Origin of the sequence: Aeromonas sp. D3 (assembly GCF_027705025.1) — a bacterium.
GTDB classification, from domain to species: Bacteria; Pseudomonadota; Gammaproteobacteria; order Enterobacterales; family Aeromonadaceae; genus Aeromonas; species Aeromonas salmonicida.
On the sequence record NZ_JAPDBE010000008.1, the window covers coordinates 58,059 to 74,124 of the forward strand.

Annotated in this window: 20 protein-coding genes; 10 read left to right on the plus strand and 10 right to left on the minus strand. The window is 57.4% G+C overall.

Features of this window, described 5'->3' with window-relative positions; all coding sequences use genetic code 11:
* Nucleotides 1-53: 53 nt before the first annotated feature.
* The gene (locus OKC28_RS07170; RefSeq protein ID WP_270688438.1) at nt 54-629 is read right to left on the minus strand and encodes a DJ-1 family glyoxalase III; all 576 of its coding nucleotides are present in this window, start codon (nt 627-629) and stop codon (nt 54-56) included.
* Between the two features lie 35 nt (nt 630-664).
* Nucleotides 665-1,597, minus strand: coding sequence for a ketopantoate reductase family protein (locus OKC28_RS07175; RefSeq protein WP_125606280.1), 933 nt, complete (start codon nt 1,595-1,597; stop codon nt 665-667).
* Nucleotides 1,598-1,796: 199 nt separating this feature from the next.
* Here OKC28_RS07175 and OKC28_RS07180 point away from each other — a divergent pair, with 199 nt between their 5' ends.
* Nucleotides 1,797-2,279 carry a YajQ family cyclic di-GMP-binding protein gene (locus OKC28_RS07180; protein WP_005311958.1) on the plus strand — a complete coding sequence of 161 codons (483 nt, stop codon included), beginning with the start codon at nt 1,797-1,799 and terminating at the stop codon, nt 2,277-2,279.
* 117 nt (nt 2,280-2,396) lie between these two features.
* On the opposite strand, the gene OKC28_RS07185 is transcribed toward OKC28_RS07180, so the two are convergent.
* From OKC28_RS07185 to OKC28_RS07210, 6 genes are all read right to left on the minus strand, one after another.
* On the minus strand, nt 2,397-3,203 hold the full coding sequence (locus OKC28_RS07185; protein ID WP_058393512.1) for a nucleoside-specific channel-forming Tsx family protein: 807 nt from the start codon (nt 3,201-3,203) through the stop codon (nt 2,397-2,399).
* A 156-nt stretch (nt 3,204-3,359) separates the two neighbouring features.
* On the minus strand, nt 3,360-4,739 hold the full coding sequence (locus OKC28_RS07190) for an AmpG family muropeptide MFS transporter (RefSeq protein ID WP_270688443.1): 1,380 nt from the start codon (nt 4,737-4,739) through the stop codon (nt 3,360-3,362).
* An 85-nt stretch (nt 4,740-4,824) separates the two neighbouring features.
* Entirely contained in the window at nt 4,825-5,154 is a 330-nt protein-coding gene (locus OKC28_RS07195) for a hypothetical protein (protein ID WP_270688445.1), read from the minus strand.
* 115 nt (nt 5,155-5,269) lie between these two features.
* On the minus strand, nt 5,270-5,821 hold the full coding sequence (locus OKC28_RS07200; protein ID WP_270688449.1) for a peptidylprolyl isomerase: 552 nt from the start codon (nt 5,819-5,821) through the stop codon (nt 5,270-5,272).
* 17 nt (nt 5,822-5,838) lie between these two features.
* A complete protein-coding gene (locus tag OKC28_RS07205) occupies nt 5,839-6,411 on the minus strand; it encodes a YajG family lipoprotein (RefSeq protein ID WP_021139376.1) in 573 nt (190 codons plus the stop codon).
* Between the two features lie 24 nt (nt 6,412-6,435).
* Nucleotides 6,436-7,569: a methyltransferase gene (locus OKC28_RS07210; RefSeq protein WP_270688451.1), complete on the minus strand. Its 1,134-nt coding sequence runs from the start codon at nt 7,567-7,569 to the stop codon at nt 6,436-6,438.
* Between the two features lie 194 nt (nt 7,570-7,763).
* Between OKC28_RS07210 and OKC28_RS07215 the strand changes: the two genes are divergently transcribed.
* Nucleotides 7,764-8,084 carry a BolA family protein gene (locus OKC28_RS07215; protein ID WP_059112151.1) on the plus strand — a complete coding sequence of 107 codons (321 nt, stop codon included), beginning with the start codon at nt 7,764-7,766 and terminating at the stop codon, nt 8,082-8,084.
* 43 nt (nt 8,085-8,127) lie between these two features.
* Here OKC28_RS07215 and OKC28_RS07220 read toward each other — a convergent pair whose 3' ends face one another.
* The gene (locus OKC28_RS07220) at nt 8,128-8,442 is read right to left on the minus strand and encodes a hypothetical protein (RefSeq protein ID WP_270688453.1); all 315 of its coding nucleotides are present in this window, start codon (nt 8,440-8,442) and stop codon (nt 8,128-8,130) included.
* A gap of 83 nt (nt 8,443-8,525) precedes the next feature.
* On the opposite strand from OKC28_RS07220, the gene OKC28_RS07225 reads away from it, so the two are divergent.
* Genes OKC28_RS07225 through nqrM form a run of 8 tightly spaced genes read left to right on the plus strand, consistent with a single transcriptional unit; the run spans nt 8,526 to nt 15,624 of the window.
* The gene (locus OKC28_RS07225; RefSeq protein WP_058393508.1) at nt 8,526-9,869 is read left to right on the plus strand and encodes a Na(+)-translocating NADH-quinone reductase subunit A; all 1,344 of its coding nucleotides are present in this window, start codon (nt 8,526-8,528) and stop codon (nt 9,867-9,869) included.
* Between the two features lie 3 nt (nt 9,870-9,872).
* Nucleotides 9,873-11,102, plus strand: a complete 1,230-nt coding sequence (locus tag OKC28_RS07230) for an NADH:ubiquinone reductase (Na(+)-transporting) subunit B (RefSeq protein ID WP_005311979.1) — start codon at nt 9,873-9,875, stop codon at nt 11,100-11,102.
* The gene (locus tag OKC28_RS07235; protein WP_017412496.1) at nt 11,092-11,880 is read left to right on the plus strand and encodes a Na(+)-translocating NADH-quinone reductase subunit C; all 789 of its coding nucleotides are present in this window, start codon (nt 11,092-11,094) and stop codon (nt 11,878-11,880) included. The genes OKC28_RS07230 and OKC28_RS07235 overlap by 11 nt, the downstream gene beginning before the upstream one ends.
* A complete protein-coding gene (locus OKC28_RS07240) occupies nt 11,873-12,505 on the plus strand; it encodes an NADH:ubiquinone reductase (Na(+)-transporting) subunit D (protein WP_005311984.1) in 633 nt (210 codons plus the stop codon). The genes OKC28_RS07235 and OKC28_RS07240 overlap by 8 nt, the downstream gene beginning before the upstream one ends.
* Nucleotides 12,506-12,508: 3 nt before the next feature.
* Nucleotides 12,509-13,105, plus strand: coding sequence for an NADH:ubiquinone reductase (Na(+)-transporting) subunit E (nqrE, locus tag OKC28_RS07245; protein ID WP_005311986.1), 597 nt, complete (start codon nt 12,509-12,511; stop codon nt 13,103-13,105).
* Between the two features lie 18 nt (nt 13,106-13,123).
* Entirely contained in the window at nt 13,124-14,347 is a 1,224-nt protein-coding gene (gene nqrF, locus OKC28_RS07250; protein WP_059112146.1) for an NADH:ubiquinone reductase (Na(+)-transporting) subunit F, read from the plus strand.
* 3 nt (nt 14,348-14,350) lie between these two features.
* Entirely contained in the window at nt 14,351-15,388 is a 1,038-nt protein-coding gene (locus tag OKC28_RS07255; RefSeq protein ID WP_021139367.1) for an FAD:protein FMN transferase ApbE, read from the plus strand.
* An 11-nt stretch (nt 15,389-15,399) separates the two neighbouring features.
* On the plus strand, nt 15,400-15,624 hold the full coding sequence (gene nqrM / locus OKC28_RS07260; protein WP_005311992.1) for a (Na+)-NQR maturation NqrM: 225 nt from the start codon (nt 15,400-15,402) through the stop codon (nt 15,622-15,624).
* A gap of 96 nt (nt 15,625-15,720) precedes the next feature.
* Here the strand turns inward: nqrM and OKC28_RS07265 are convergent, their stop codons facing one another.
* Entirely contained in the window at nt 15,721-15,939 is a 219-nt protein-coding gene (locus OKC28_RS07265) for a hypothetical protein (protein ID WP_212540296.1), read from the minus strand.
* Nucleotides 15,940-16,066 lie beyond the last annotated feature (127 nt).

Sequence of the window (16,066 nt, forward strand, 5' to 3'; positions counted from 1 at the left end):
TCGGCAAGGGGTGCTCTGTCATGACGAGAGGGCATCCGCGATGGCAACAGGGGTCATGGCATGACAGAAGGGGGCATCACCATGGGGCCGGCGACCGCGAGGGCGGTGTCGTCCCCGCGCAGCACCCGCACGATTTCGAGGGCAAATTCGATGGCGGTGCCAGGCCCCTGGCTGGTGATCAGGTGATGAGTCTCATCCGTCACGACCCGCGCCGTGCTGAGCTGGCTGGTGGGCAGTTGGGCCTGCAAGCCCGGGTGGCAGGTCGTGCTGGCATCTCCCAGCAAATCATGATGGTGCAGTACCACCACGGGGGCGGCGCATATAGCCGCCCGCCAGCGGCCGAGCGCCGCCTGTTCCCTGAGCAGATCGATGGCGAGCGGCGTATCGCGGATTGCCTCGCTGCCGGGCAAGCCGCCCGGCACGACGATGGCTTCGAAGTCACGGCTGGTCAGCTCGTCGATATGATAGTCAGCGACCAGCTGTACCCCGCGGGAGGCACGGATCTGGCGCAGACCCGCCGGACAGCAGGAGGCCAGCAGCACCTCGATGCGTGCGCGCACCAGGGTGTCGACGATGGCGACGGTTTCGATCTCTTCAGACCCCGGTGCCACCAATACCAATACTGTCATGCTGCACTCCTTGGTTACCCGCCATCTCGGCGGGCTCAGCTCTTCTCTTTGATGGCCTGATAGAGGCCCTGATTGACCGGCACCGCTATGCCGTGTTTGGCGGCGCAGGCCAGCAGGAAGCCGGTAATGGCCTCGATCTCTGTCTCGCGCCCCTGCTCCATATCCTGGTGCATGGAGGAGTAGTTGTCGGCGGTCAACTCGACCACCGTCATGGCGCGGCGCAGCAGCTCATCGCTGCTGGTGGGCTGGCCTTCGGCCTGCATGACGTCGGCCACTTCCACGCAGATCTGTTGCAGGGCATCGGCGAAGCGAGGGCCGGCCAGCTCGCCATTTTTGAGCTTATAGAGCGCCGTCAGTGGATTGATGGCGCAGTTGATGGCAAGTTTTTGCCACTGGCGAGCCAGGATCTGCTCGTCCCAGCCGGCCTGGCCGAGGGCTGCGGCGAGATCCTCTGCCAGGGAGGCATGAGCCCTGGCCGCTTCATTGACCGGGCCGAGCCAGGTCTCGCCCTTGCCGGTGTGGCGGAACACGAAGTGACCGCTTTGCATGGCGCCGTGGCTGGTGACGCCCGCAATGACAGGATTATGCGGAAACAGCTGCACCACCTGCTCGGCAATGCCCATGCCATTGTGCAGCAGCACTATGGGCACGCCCGCCGCCAGCTTGCCTGCCAAGGGGGTCAGGGCGGACACCACCTGACCTGCCTTGGTCATCACCAGCAGGCGCTTGATCTGACCGGGCTGGTCGACGAAGCCGCGCTCGATGGTGATCAGCTGGGTCTGGCCTTCCAGCGAGGTGAAATCAATCCCGGGGTGCAGGGTCGAACGGTGGCGATCGCGCAGCAAGACGCGGGTCGATTGGCCGCTTTGAGTCAACAGGGAGGCGAAGACGCCACCCAGGGCGCCGCAGCCCAGCAGTGACCATTGGGGGGAGGAGGGCAGTCGGGAACTCTGTAATCCGCTTGGCATGGAGAGACTCAATCAAGGTAGGGTTGCATTCCGATCAACCATTTACCGGGGATAAGTGAAATGTCGCTTGGCGGACACTAACGGGTCTCGCCATTCCTGTGCGCAGGGGATTCTAGCAGAGCAACCCCATCGAAATCAGCAAATTTGCCGGTTTTCTGGTAGATTTGCGCCCTTATAGCGCAACATGAGGAGCCCTGACATGCCGTCATTCGATATTGTCTCTGAAGTCAAAATGAACGAGGTGTTGAACGCCGTCGATAACGCCAATCGTGAACTGGCGACCCGTTTCGATTTTCGTGGTGTTGAAGCCAGCTTCGAGCTGAACAAGGAAGAAGTAAAGCTGGAGGCCGATGCCGACTTCCAGCTCAAGCAGATGGTCGAGATCCTGCGCGCAGCTCTGCTCAAGCGCAACATCGAGAACAGCTCAATGGACGTGGGTGACAGCGTTCACTCAGGCAAGCGTTTCCACCTGAATGTCAAGTTCAAGCAGGGGATCGAGAAAGAGATCGCCAAGAAGCTGGTGAAGTTGATCAAGGATTCCAAGATCAAGGTGCAGGTCGCCATTCAGGGTGATGAAGTGCGGGTCACCGGCAAGAAGCGTGACGATCTGCAGGAAGCCATGGCGCTGGTACGTGGTGCCGAGCTGGGTCAGCCGATGCAGTTCCAGAATTTCCGCGATTGATGACGGGCGGGGAGGGTTCGGCCCTCCCCCTTGTTCGATAGCAAAAGGCTCGATGACAGAGCCATAAAAAACCGGAGCAGCTGCTCCGGTTTTTTTGTGCCCGCATTACCCGTTCGATTAGAACTTGTAGGTAACGGAGAAGTAATGGCTGAAGCCGGTAGATTTGAAGTCGTCAGAGTTATCAATACCGTAGATTTCGTTGAAATACTTCAGGCCATAACCAACGGCGTAACGATCAGAGTGCCAGTAGATACCGTGAAAATTACCTAAGCCGTCGGAGTGGCTGGTATCTTTCATGCCCCAAGTGTAATCCAGATAGCCTTGGTAAGAAACAAAGCTGCCGTTGGAGAAGGTATAGAAAGGCTTGAACCAGTTCATGGAGAACTGCTGACCATTCCAACCTTCTCCTTGACCACTAAAGGTTTCATTGGCATGACGCTTATAGAGGTTCATGCCAACTTTGCCAAACCACGGCACCATGACATCAGCGCCCAAACCAATAAAGGCATCATTCAGACCTTGAATGCCACCAATGTTAAACAGGGTTGCAACATACAACTCTTGCACTGGACCAAAGGACAGATCTTGGCCGGTGATACCATCCAGTGACATCCGCGGTGCAAACTTCATAAAGAGGTTTTCTTGCTTGTGCTTGTCGCTGTGACGGGAGTCAAAGATATCGAATACATCGACATAGCCATACAGATCGAAAATGCCTGAACGACCACCAAACTCCATTTCAAAATAAGTGTCGTTATAACCATCTGGACCATGTGGTTTCTGGTCGATGGTGTGCATGACGTTGAACTGCATCCACTTGTAATCATTCTTGTGGATGTCACCGCTGTAGTCAGCAGCGAAGGCCGGAGTAGCGGCAGCAGCCAGCAGACCGGCAGCGATCAGAGTCTTGGTAAATTTGGCCATTTTATTGGTCTCTTGTGCGTTAGTTGAGGTTTTCCGTAGCCTGCCCACAAGGAGCGGGAGGGATTCTAGCCAAATAAATTCATCGGAGAAACAAGCACCGGGGAACTTTATTCGGAAGTGTGAATCTAATCACCCCCAATTTCACGCAAACGCTTGCTATTTGTCCGCTTCCGAGAGCAAGGCCCTTCCTCGTCTGGCAACCATGACGATCAGGATCAAGACGGGAATGCCGAGCAGGCTGGTGCCGATAAAGAAGGTGCTGTAGCCAAACTGTTCGACGAAGTGGCCGGAAAAACCTGCCAGCAGCTTGGGCATCAGCAGCATGACGGAGCTGAACAGGGCGTATTGGGTGGCGGAGAAGGCCACGTTGGTCAGGCTCGACAGATAGGTCACGAAGGCGGCAGTCGCTATGCCGGCGCTCAGGTTGTCGACCGAGATGATCAGGGTCAGCAGCTGCAGGTTGTGACCCACTTCGTTGAGCAGGGCAAACAGCAGATTGGTGCTGGCGGTGAGCAGGGCGCCGAGGAACAGGATCCGCAAGGTACCAAAGCGCATCACCAGCACGCCCCCCAGGGCAGCACCCACCAGCGTCATGATGACGCCGTACACCTTGGTGATGGTGGCCACTTCTGTCTTGCTGAACTGCATGTCCACGTAGAAGCTGTTGGACATCACGCCCATCACCACGTCCGAGATGCGATAGCAGGCGATGAGCCCGAGGATCAGCATGGCCGAACCACCGTAACGGCGGAAGAAATCGGCAAACGGACACCAGATGGCCTCATAGATCCAGGCACCGACCCCGGCCAGCGAGGTTGGCCAGCCATGGGAGAGCAGCAGCACCTTGCGCGCCTCCTGCTGTTCGTCCTGACCGGCGAGATCGATATCCGGCTCATGGCAGATCAGTGTGGTGATGACACCAAGAGACATGAGTCCCGCCATCAGCAGATAGGTGAGTCGCCAGCCGTTGTAGTCATAGCCGGTGTTGCTGCCAAGCCAGGCTGCCAGCGCCAGTGCCCCCGCACCCGCCATGATCATCGCTAGTCGATAACCTGTCATATAGGAGGCGGCCATGGCCGCCTGCAGTCGCTCAGGCGCCGATTCGATGCGATAGGCGTCGATGACGATGTCCTGGGTGGCGGAGGCGAACGCCACCAGCAAGGCGAACAGGGCCAGCTGGGCCAGCTGGGTCTTGGGATCACAGAAGGCCATGCCCACCAGTGACGCGGCAATCAGTATCTGGGAGAGCAGCATCCAGCTGCGACGCCGCCCCAGCCAGCGGGAGAGCAGCGGCAGTGGCAGTCGATCGACCAGCGGTGACCACAGCCACTTGAAACCATAAGCCAGTGCTACCCAGCTCATGTAACCTATGTCGGTCAGGCTGACATCGGCCTCGCGCAGCCAGAACGACAGGGTGCCAAACACCAGCAGCAGTGGCAGACCGGAAGAGAAGCCCATGGCAAACAGAATGAGGACCCGAGACTCAAGATAGACGGCGAGCGAGTCTCGCCAGCTCGGTGTGCGGACAGTGTTCAAATACCTGACTCCTCTGGGAAAATTGCGCCATTTTGTCAGGTTCGGGGGGGATAGCCAAGGCAAGCCGAGCAGCGCGGACCAGGATTCAGGGGCGGGAACCCATGCAGTGGCGGGGGTAGGGGCCTTCCATGGTCAGATAATTGGCACACGCCATCAGCTGCATGCGCAGCCAGACATCGGCGATGATCTGCTGCTCATCCCACTGATGCAGGCTGTGCAGCAGGAACCAGAAGACACCCTCCTGATCGGTGGCTGCTTGGGTGTTATAGGGATCGTGGGGCAAATCTTGCCAGTGGGAGAGGAGCTGCCAGCTCAAGTCTTCCAACTGCTGATAGGGGATTTCTCGTGCCAGAAAGTGACGAACCGCCCGAGCCAGCGGGACGGCGTATTGGGTTAAGTACTGGTGGTAGATCACCGGAACCTCCTTCTCCTCGGGTGGGCCATGCCCCGGGAAACGGGGCAGGGCCAGAGTATAGAAAGGGGCACCGGTGGCCCGGGCAAAGACGCGGCGGAATGTGATCCGGCTCGCGTTATTTCTCCGCCAGCAACACCACCTTCTTCAGGATGATGGGGCTGGTGGGTACGTCGTTGGCGCGCAGAATGGAGCTGTAACCCGTCTGCACCTGGGCCAGCTTGTCCAGTACATCCATACCCTGCACGACCTGGCCGAATACGGTATAACCGGCGCTGGCATTGGCGTTGAGGTTATTGTTGTCGGTCAGGTTGAAGTAGAACTGGCGGGTGGCGCTGTCCACGGCCTGGGTACGGGCCATGGCGATGCTGCCGCGTTTGTTGGGCAGGCCGCCCTTGGATTCGTTGACCACGGGATCGAAGGTCGGCAGTTGCTGGAACTGCTGGTTGTAGCCGCCCCCCTGCACCACGAAATCCTGGATCACCCGGTGGAACAGGCTGCCGTCATAACTGCCGTCCGCTACGTAGCGCAGGAAGTTCTTCACCGTCTGCGGCGCCTGTTTGGATGCCAGCTCCACCACTATATTGCCGTGGTTGGTCTCCATCCTGACCTTGGGGCCGGCAAACGCCAGCGGGGCGATCAGCATGGCCAGTAACCAGAGTTTCTTCATTGTTTAGCTCTCCTTTCTCAGCTCGGCTGACCCTTGAGGTAACCACGCAGAGCGTCATCCGTCATGATCTGTTGCAGCAGGCTGCCCAATTGCTGGTTCAGGATGGATTCCAGTTCGGCCATGCTCGGCTCCCCCGGACCTTCCTTGCTGGAAGACATGTTGAACTGCTTGGTCAGCTTGCTGCCCTGGAAGTCGGCAATCACCTGCAGGCTGACGCGGGACTTGGTGACATAGGTGAAGGTTTTCTCTTCCACCGTGACGGCGGCGCTGGAGATGGCCAGGGTCAGGTTGGTGGTACCGCTGTTGCCCACTTCCAGTCCCTGACTGCGCAGCCCTTCGGCCAGTTTCTCGGCCAGCAGGTTGTTGAGCGGCTGTTCGCTGTTGACCAGCACGGCTGCCTTCTCTTTCTTCTTGATGGAGAAGACGTAGGCGGCTTCACGCTTGTCGACCCCTTCCAGGGTGATGCGGTTGCCAGAGTAGTACTGCTGGTTGGAGGGGATGACCTGCGGGTTCAGCAGCGCGGTTTCCGGCCAGTGAGTGGCACAACCACCCAGCATCAGGGCGGCCAGCAGCAAGATTGACTTTTTCATCATGGGTTTCCTTTAACCTTATCTTTAGCGTTTGATGGCTTTCAAAATAACGAATTTGCTGTTCGACGCAACGACTTGTGCGTTGGCAAACAGGCGTTTGAGTTTGTTGTGATAATCCAGATGACGGTTGCCTACTATCCAGAGTTCGCCCCCCTGGGGCAACACCCGGTGGGCATCGGTGAACATCTGCCAGGCAATATGATCGGTAATAGCCTGCAGCTGGTGGAAGGGGGGATTGCAGAGGATCCTGTCCGCAGAGCCGACCGCCACACCGTCGAGACAGTTATTGACCATGAAGCGGGCTCGTGGCATGCCGTCTGGCAGATTGTGCTCGACGTTGAGTTGCGCCGAGGCCACTGCCATATAGGACTCGTCGATGAAGGTCACCTCCACCTCGGCATCCTTCGCCAGCAGTGCCAACCCCAGCACACCGTTGCCGCAACCGAGATCGATCACCTTGCGCGCACTGTGGACAGGCAAATTGTCCAGCATGAAGCGGGCACCTATATCCAGGCTGGTGCGTGAAAACACGTTGGCATGGTTGTGGATGAGCATGCCGGTGCCCTCCAGCGGCCAGACCGTCGGATAGGGGTTGGCCAGTTCCGGGTGTATCGCTTGCGGCTCACAATGGATCAGGCGCGCCTTCTTCCAGGCCAGCGAGGTGCGGGTTGGCCCCAGGTATTTTTCAAACAATGCCAGGGTCGAGCTGTGAATGTCCTTGGCCTTGCCGGCGGCAATGACGCGAGTAGCCGGTGTGACCACCGCACGCAGGGCCAGCAGTTGCTGCTCCAGCAGCGCCTGATACTTGGATACCTTGATCACTACCAGTGCCGGGGCAGGGGGCAGTGGCGCGAGCGCATCCTGCAATCTGATGGCGTGAGGATCCAGTTCGTTCTCTGCGAGGTTGGCAAGGGTCGCCCGCTCGCTGATATAGGAGTCGCTGACACAGACAGGGGCGTGAGGATGCAGAAACGCCGCCAGTGTGCCGAAGCCGTCATTCATGATGATGACGGGGCCGGCTTGTTCGAGTGGCGTCTCAGCCAGGGTATTGATCAGATACTCGTCTGCCGCATCCCAGGCTTGCAACGGATCCTGGCTCTGGCGTGGGTAGCGATACAGGGTCAGACGACAATGAGCCGTGTCGAGAAGGGTTTGCATAAGCGAGAGTCCAACGTGATTCATAAAACAGGCGCCGACGGGGCGCAAAGTGGCGCTATTCTAGCGGGGGCGGAGAATTTCACCAGTCCGGCAGCTGTGTGGGCGGGGCAAATTTGCGGCCATTTTCCCACGCCGGGCAATTTCGTCATACCGCCAACTCTGGCTACAATGGCCGGACATCTATTTTGGGAGTGATGCTCGTGACCATGCAACAACAGATAGAGGCCAAGCTGGCCGCTGCCTTGTCCCCCACTCATCTTGAGGTCGTCAACGAAAGCTATATGCACAGGGTGGCACCGGGTTCCGAGAGCCACTTCAAGGTGGTGGTGGTGAGCCCGCATTTCGAAGGTCACCGGTTGCTGGCCCGTCATCGTCAGGTCAATGCCGTGCTGGCCGACGAGCTGGCTGGCGCCATTCATGCACTGGCGTTGCATACCTATACGGAGCAGGAGTGGTTGCAACGGGAACAGGCACCAAAGACGCCGAGCTGTGTCAGCAAAAATGGGCTGACCTAACATTATTGACCAATCAGTTACTTAATCCGCGACCAGTTAACAATTAACAAACGTTTTTTGGGCTGCATCTTGTGTCTGGAAGCAGGGCGCTATTCCCCTGCCCAGACATCAAAATTTCTAATCCATTTTTGAACATAAAAACTATTACCCATTTTGGGGTATTAATGGCTAACTCAACGCAGAGCCTGAGGTTTAGCGAAAAAAACGGCGCGATTAAATTTCGATGATTTTGTGATAGAGCGGGGATTTTCCCCATTTTGCATAGAAGCTGACTTGCCATAAGTGCTAAACTCAAGCGCTTTTGAATGACCCTGTATGTTGCTGATTTGTTTGTCGCTTCGACATTATCCTGCAACATGAACGGGCTCATTCAACAACTCGTCGTGATGTATTTCTCGGCGCTAACCAACCTGTCTTCCCTTAACGGTAGTGCAAGTGAGTATGATTACAATTAAAAGAGGACTGGACATCCCCGTGCTGGGTGCTCCGGAGCAAGTAATCTACGATGGCCCGGCCATCACCCGTGTTGCTACACTCGGCGAAGAGTTCGTGGGGATGCGTCCTACTATGCTTGTCAAAGTAGGTGATCGCGTCATTAAAGGTCAGGAGCTCTTCGAAGATAAGAAGAACCCTGGCGTTAAATTCACGGCCCCTGCCACCGGTGTGGTTTCAGAGATCAACCGGGGTGCCAAGCGCATTCTGCAATCCGTTGTCATCGATATCGATGGGTCCGACGAGCAGGTGACCTTTGAACACTTTGCGTCTGCCGAGCTGGCACAGCTCGCGCGCAGCAAGGTGCAGGAGATCCTAGTCGCATCAGGCCAATGGACTGCGTTGCGTACTCGCCCGTTCAGCAAGGTGCCGGCCGTGGAGTCTTCTCCCCGTGCCATTTTCGTCACCGCCATGGACACCAACCCGCTGGCTGCCAATGCCGAGCTCATCATCAAGGAACAGTCACAGGCTTTCCTCGATGGTCTGGCCGTATTGACGCGCCTGACCGATGGGGCCGTCTACGTCTGTAAAGGCGAGGCCAGCCTGCCGCACGCTTCTCTGGCGCAAGTCAAAGAAGAAGTGTTCGTCGGTCCGCATCCTGCCGGTCTGCCAGGTACCCATATCCATTTCCTGGATCCGGTCAGTGCCAAGAAGGTGCAGTGGTACATCAACTATCAGGATGTCATCGCGTACGGCAAGCTGTTCACTACTGGCCAGATCTTCACCGACAAGGTGATCGCCTTGGCTGGCCCGAACGTATTGAAGCCTCGCCTGCTGCGTACCCGCATGGGTGCCTGTATCAGCCAGTTGACCAACAACGAGCTGCGGGCGGATGAAAACCGCGTCATCTCCGGTTCCCTGCTCAGTGGCGCCAAGGCCGAAGGGGTCCATGACTACCTGGGTCGTTACCACAATCAGGTGAGCGTGCTGAGTGAAGGTCGTGAGAAAGAGTTTCTGGGATGGGTCAACCCCAGCGCCAGCAAGTTCTCCATCACCCGTACCACCCTCTCGCATTTGGTGAAGGGCAAGCTTATCAACTTCACTACCACCACCAACGGTAGTGATCGCTCCATGGTGCCTATCGGCAACTATGAGCGTGTGATGCCGCTCGACATCCTGCCGACCCTGCTGTTGCGGGATCTTGTCTCCGGTGACATCGACAACGCGCAAGCGCTCGGTTGTCTGGAGCTGGATGAGGAAGATTTGGCGCTCTGTACCTTCGTCTGCCCCGGCAAGACAGAGTACGGACCGATCTTGCGTGAGTGCCTGACCAAGATAGAACTGGAAGGTTAAGCGATGAGTTTCAAGCAACTTCTTGAAAATATGGAACATCACTTCGAGCCGGGTGGCAAGTACGCCAAGTACTATGCCCTGTTCGAGGCGGCGTATACCCTGTTTTATACCCCCGGGTCTGTGACCCGCAACGCTGCCCACGTCCGTGATGCGATCGATCTGAAGCGCATGATGATCATGGTGTGGCTGGCCGTGTTCCCGGCCATGTTCTGGGGCATGTTTAACGTCGGCAATCAGGCGATCGCCGCTATTGCCCATCTGGGTACCGTTGCCGGTGCTGATACCTGGCAATATGCGCTGGCGCAATTGCTGGGTGCCTCGCTGGATCCAGCGGTTGCCGGTATCGGCAGCAAGATGCTGATCGGTGCAACCCACTTCCTGCCAATTTACCTGACCGTGTTCCTGGTCGGTGGTTTCTGGGAAGTGCTGTTCGCCATGGTGCGCAAGCACGAGATCAACGAAGGCTTCTTCGTGACCTCCATCCTGTTTGCGCTGATCGTGCCGCCCGCGCTGCCCCTGTGGCAAGCCGCGCTGGGCATCACCTTCGGTGTGGTACTGGCCAAGGAAGTGTTCGGTGGTACCGGCAAGAACTTCCTGAACCCGGCCTTGGCGGGTCGTGCGTTCCTGTTCTTTGCCTACCCGGGCCAGATCTCCGGTGATGCTGTCTGGGTTGCCGTTGATGGCTACTCGGGCGCGACCGCGCTGAGCCAGTGGGCCCAGGGCGGCCAGATGGCGCTGATCAACGGTGCAACCGGCCAGACCATCAGCTGGATGGATGCTTTCCTTGGTAACCTGCCGGGTTCCATTGGTGAAGTCTCCACCCTGATGATCCTCATCGGTGCAGCCATGATCGTCTACATGCGGATCGCCTCTTGGCGCATCATCGCAGGCGTGATGATCGGCATGGTCGCCACTTCCCTGCTGTTCAACGTCATCGGTTCCGATACCAACCCCATGTTCAACATGCCGTGGCACTGGCATCTGGTGCTGGGCGGCTTCGCCTTTGGTATGGCCTTCATGGCGACCGATCCGGTCTCCGCTGCCTTTACCAACAAGGGCAAATGGTGGTATGGCGCGCTGATCGGCGTCATGGTTGTGCTGATCCGTGTCGTGAACCCGGCGTTCCCGGAAGGCATGATGTTGGCCATTCTGTTTGCCAATCTGTTTGCCCCCTTGTTTGACCATTTCGTGGCGCAGGCGAACATCAAGCGGAGGATCGCTCGTGGCGTTTAATAAAGACTCTACTGTCGGCACCCTCACCATAGTGACCGGTCTGTGTCTGGTGTGTTCCATCGTGGTCTCAGTGGCTGCTGTGGGTCTGCGTCCGGCTCAGATGGAAAACAAGGCGCTGGACAAGCAAAGCAATATTCTGTCCGTTGCCGGTGTCGATGTCAGCTCGGTGGCCAAGCGTGATCTGGCCCAACTGTACGGTGACAAGATTGAAGCGCGTCTGGTTGACCTGACTACCGGTGAATTTGTTGACGGCGATGCCGACAACTTCGACACCAAGCTGGCAGCAAAAGATCCGGCCAAGAACATTCGTCTGGCACCTGCCGACGACAAGGCTGGTTTGCGTCAAATCTCCAGACTGATCCCGGTGTTCTTCGCCAAGGATGCCGAAGGCAAGGTCGACAACATTATCCTGCCGATCTACGGCCAGGGTCTGTGGTCTACCATGTATGCCTTCGTTGCCGTGGCGGCTGATGGGGAAACCATCAAGGGCATTACCTACTATGACCACGGTGAAACCCCGGGTCTGGGCGGCGAGATCGAGAACCCGGCCTGGCAAGGCCTGTTCAAGGACAAGAAGCTGTTCGATCAGGACGGCATGCCAGCCTTGCGAGTCATCAAGGGCCATGCCCCTGAAGGTTCCGTGCATGAGATCGACGGCCTGTCTGGCGCGACTCTGACCGGTAACGGTGTACAGCACACGTTCGACTTCTGGATGGGACCCAAGGGCTTTGGTCCTTTCCTGGCCAAGATTCGTGCAGGAGAAATCAACAATGGCTGACAAGAGCGAAATGAAGAAGTTGCTGTTGACGCCTGTGCTCGGCAACAACCCCATCGCCTTGCAGGTGCTGGGTGTCTGTTCCGCGCTGGCCGTTACCAGCCAGATGAAGACGGCATTCGTGATGACGCTGGCCGTGACCGCGGTGACCGCCTTCTCCAACCTGTTCATCTCCCTGATCCGCAACCAGATCCCGAACAGCGTACGGATCATCGCCCAGATGGCGGTGATTGCCTCGCTGGTTATCGTGGTTGACCAGGTGCTCAAGGCATATGCCTATGAGATCTCCAAGCAACTGTCGGTGTTCGTGGGCCTCATCATCACCAACTGCATCGTGATGGGTCGTGCCGAAGCCTATGCCATGAAGAGCGCCCCGCTGCCCTCCTTCCTGGATGGTATCGGCAACGGTCTGGGCTACGGCGCCGTGCTGCTGACCGTGGCCACGGTGCGTGAAATCCTGGGCTCCGGCACCTGGTTCGGTATCGAGCTGCTGCCGCTGGTGAACAATGGTGGCTGGTATGTGCCTAACGGCCTGCTGCTGCTGCCGCCGAGTGCGTTCTTCATCATTGGTCTGATCATCTGGGGCGTTCGCACCAGGGATCCCAAGCAGGTGGAGGCGAAGGATTAAGGTATGGAACACTATCTGAGTCTGTTGATTCGTTCGATTTTCATCGAAAACCTGGCCCTCTCCTTCTTCCTGGGGATGTGTACCTTCCTGGCTGTGTCCAAGAAGGTCAAGACCGCCATGGGTCTGGGGATTGCCGTTATCGTGGTTCAGACCGTTGCCGTTCCGGCCAACAACCTGATCTACAACTACGTCCTCAAGGATGGCGTGCTGGTCTCCGGCCTGGATCTGAGCTTCCTGAGCTTCATCACCTTTATCGGTGTGATTGCAGCCCTGGTGCAGATCCTGGAAATGGCGCTGGACAAGTACTTCCCTGCGCTCTATAACGCGCTCGGTATCTTCTTGCCGCTCATTACCGTGAACTGCGCCATCTTCGGTGGCGTCTCCTTCATGGTGCAGCGTGACTACAACTTCGTGGAGTCTGTGGTCTATGGCGTGGGGTCAGGTGCTGGCTGGATGCTTGCCATCGTGGCGATGGCGGGGATCCGCGAGAAGATGAAGTACTCCGACGTGCCGCAAGGTCTGCGTGGACTGGGCATCACCTTCATCACCGCGGGACTCATGGCGCTGGGCTTTATGTCCTTCTCTGGTATTTCCCTGTAATCGGAAAAGGAATAATAGATGGAAATTATTCTGGGTGTGGTCATGTTCACCGTGATCCTGCTGGCTTTGGTGGCAGTCATTCTGTTCGCAAAGTCCAAGCTGGTGACCGCAGGTGACGTGACAATCAGCATCAACGGCGACCCGGCCAAGGCTGTCACCAGCCCGGCGGGTGGCAAGCTGCTCGGCGTGCTGGCCGGCAGCGGCATCTTCGTCTCCTCCGCCTGTGGCGGCGGTGGCTCCTGTGGTCAGTGCAAGGTGCGGGTGAAAGCTGGCGGCGGTGATATTCTGCCGACCGAGCTGGATCACATCAGCAAGGGTGAAGCCCGTCATGGAGAGCGTCTGGCCTGTCAGGTCACAGTGCGTTCCGACATGGATATCGAGCTGCCGGAAGAGATCTTCGGGGTGAAGAAGTGGGACTGTACTGTTATCTCCAACGATAACAAGGCCACCTTCATCAAGGAGCTCAAGCTGCAGATCCCGGATGGCGAGAGCGTGCCGTTCCGTGCCGGTGGTTATATCCAGATCGAAGCCCCTGCTCACCATGTGCAGTACAAGAACTTCGATATTCCCGAGGAGTATCGCGGGGATTGGGATCGCTTCAAGATCTTCGAACTGGAGTCCAAGGTCAACGAGCCGATCATTCGTGCTTATTCCATGGCCAACTATCCGGAAGAGTTCGGCATCATAATGCTGAACGTGCGGATCGCGACCCCGCCGCCCAGCAACTGGACTGCGCCTCCCGGCCAGATGTCCTCCTATATCTTCAGCCTCAAGGCTGGCGACAAGGTGACCATCTCGGGTCCGTTCGGTGAATTCTTCGCCAAAGACACCAATGCCGAAATGGTGTTCGTCGGTGGTGGTGCGGGTATGGCGCCGATGCGCTCCCATATCTTCGACCAGCTGCGTCGCCTGAAGACCCAACGCAAGATGAGCTTCTGGTACGGTGCCCGTTCCAAGCGCGAGATGTTCTATGTCGAAGACTTCGACATGCTGGCGGCCGAGAATGACAACTTCCAGTGGCACGTCGCCCTGTCTGATCCGCAACCGGAAGACAACTGGGATGGCTACACAGGCTTCATCCACAACGTCTTGTTCGAGAACTATCTCAAGAACCACGAGGCGCCGGAAGATTGCGAGTTCTACATGTGTGGACCTCCCGTCATGAATGCTGCCGTCATCAACATGCTGAAGAACCTCGGTGTTGAAGACGAAAACATCCTGCTGGATGACTTTGGTGGTTAATCAATGCACAGTGTTGTAAAGACCTGGCTAGCCTTAGGGCTAGCCTTTTTCTTGACTGGGTGCGGTCAGGAAACGGTCCAATCCAAGCCGGAGATCCACATCACCGGCAGCACCATGGGTACCTACTATTCCATCAAGGTCGCGGATGAGATCATCCAGGATCCGGCCAAGTTTCAGGCTGAAGTAGACATTCTGCTGGAGCGGGTCAACGACCAGATGTCGACCTATCGCCCCGATTCCGAGTTGTCCCGTTTCAACCAGCACAGAAGCTCGACCCCTGTAGTGGTCTCTCGCGATACCGCCCGGGTGGTGACTGAATCCCTGCATCTGGGCCGTGAGAGCCGGGGGGCGCTTGACGTTACCGTCGGTCCTCTGGTCAATCTGTGGGGCTTCGGGCCGGATGCGCGTCCGACCAGGATCCCGTCAGAGGAGCTGATCACCCAGACCCGTCAGAAGACTGGTCTGGGCAATTTGCATGTGATCACCTCCGCCGATGCAGATACGTTGCAAAAAGATATTCCGGACCTCTACGTGGATCTCTCCGCCATTGCCAAGGGCTTCGGGGTGGACAAGGTGGCCGAGTATCTGGAGTCCATGGGGTCTCGCAACTATCTGGTGGAGATCGGTGGCGAGCTGCGGATCAATGGCGTCAACGGCAAGGGGCACCCCTGGCGTGTGGCCATCGAGAAGCCGACCGCCAATGCCGGCTCGGTGCAGGAAGTGATAGTGCCGGGGGACAACGGGGTTGCCACTTCAGGTGAATACCGCAATTACTACGAAATGGATGGTCAGCGTTTCTCCCACACTATCGATCCCATGACGGGCAAACCCATCCAGCATCGGATGGTGTCGGTGACCGTCATTCACCCCTCCTGCATGACCGCAGACGGGTTGGCGACCGTGTTCATGGTGCTCGGGCCCGAGAAGAGCCTGGCGTATGCCAAGGAGCGCGGACTGGCGATCTTCGTGATCACCAAGACGGCCGATGGTTTTGACGAAGCCTATTCAGATGCGTTCAAACAGTACCTGGTTAGAAAGTAAGGGGCACCAGCATGCAGATTTTTCTGATCACCTTCGGGGTATTTCTGGTCGTTGTGGTGGCCATGGCCATAGGTTACATCTTCCAGAAGAAGACCATTTCCGGCTCCTGTGGCGGACTGGGCACTATAGGTATCGAAAAAGAGTGCGATTGCCCGGAACCCTGTGACAACCGCAAGAAGAAGATGGCCAAGGAAGAGGCCCGTCGCAAGATGCTGACCGATAACCGGATCATCTGAGCGAGCCAGGGCTTTCGAGTTGTACTCGGGCCAAGGCTGAATGGCAGGCGGGCTGACCTTGGGGTCAGCCCGCCTTTTCTTTGGCGGAAGGGTGATTCAGTAGTCGTATTGATGACAGGCTTTCTTTTTGAACTCGGCCTTCCAGCGCGCCAGTTCCTCCCGTGTTCCCAGCTCATCCCCTTGCTTGATGGCCTTCTCCAGTGTCTCGATGCGATCATGCAGCCAGCTGCATTCGGCGGTCGGGTGGTCCTTGGTACTGCCAAACAGCGGCAGTAGACAGAGTCCCAGTCCTACTCCCAACCAGAGTGCTCTCATTCCCTTCCTCCTTGTCAGTTGTTGTGGTGAGTGGTGCCTTAAGAGTCTATGCCTGCTCGTTGTTTCATGCCGATGGCAGAAACGGGTGTGCTGGGTTAGCATGGGTGAGTTAACTGTTTATCCGTAC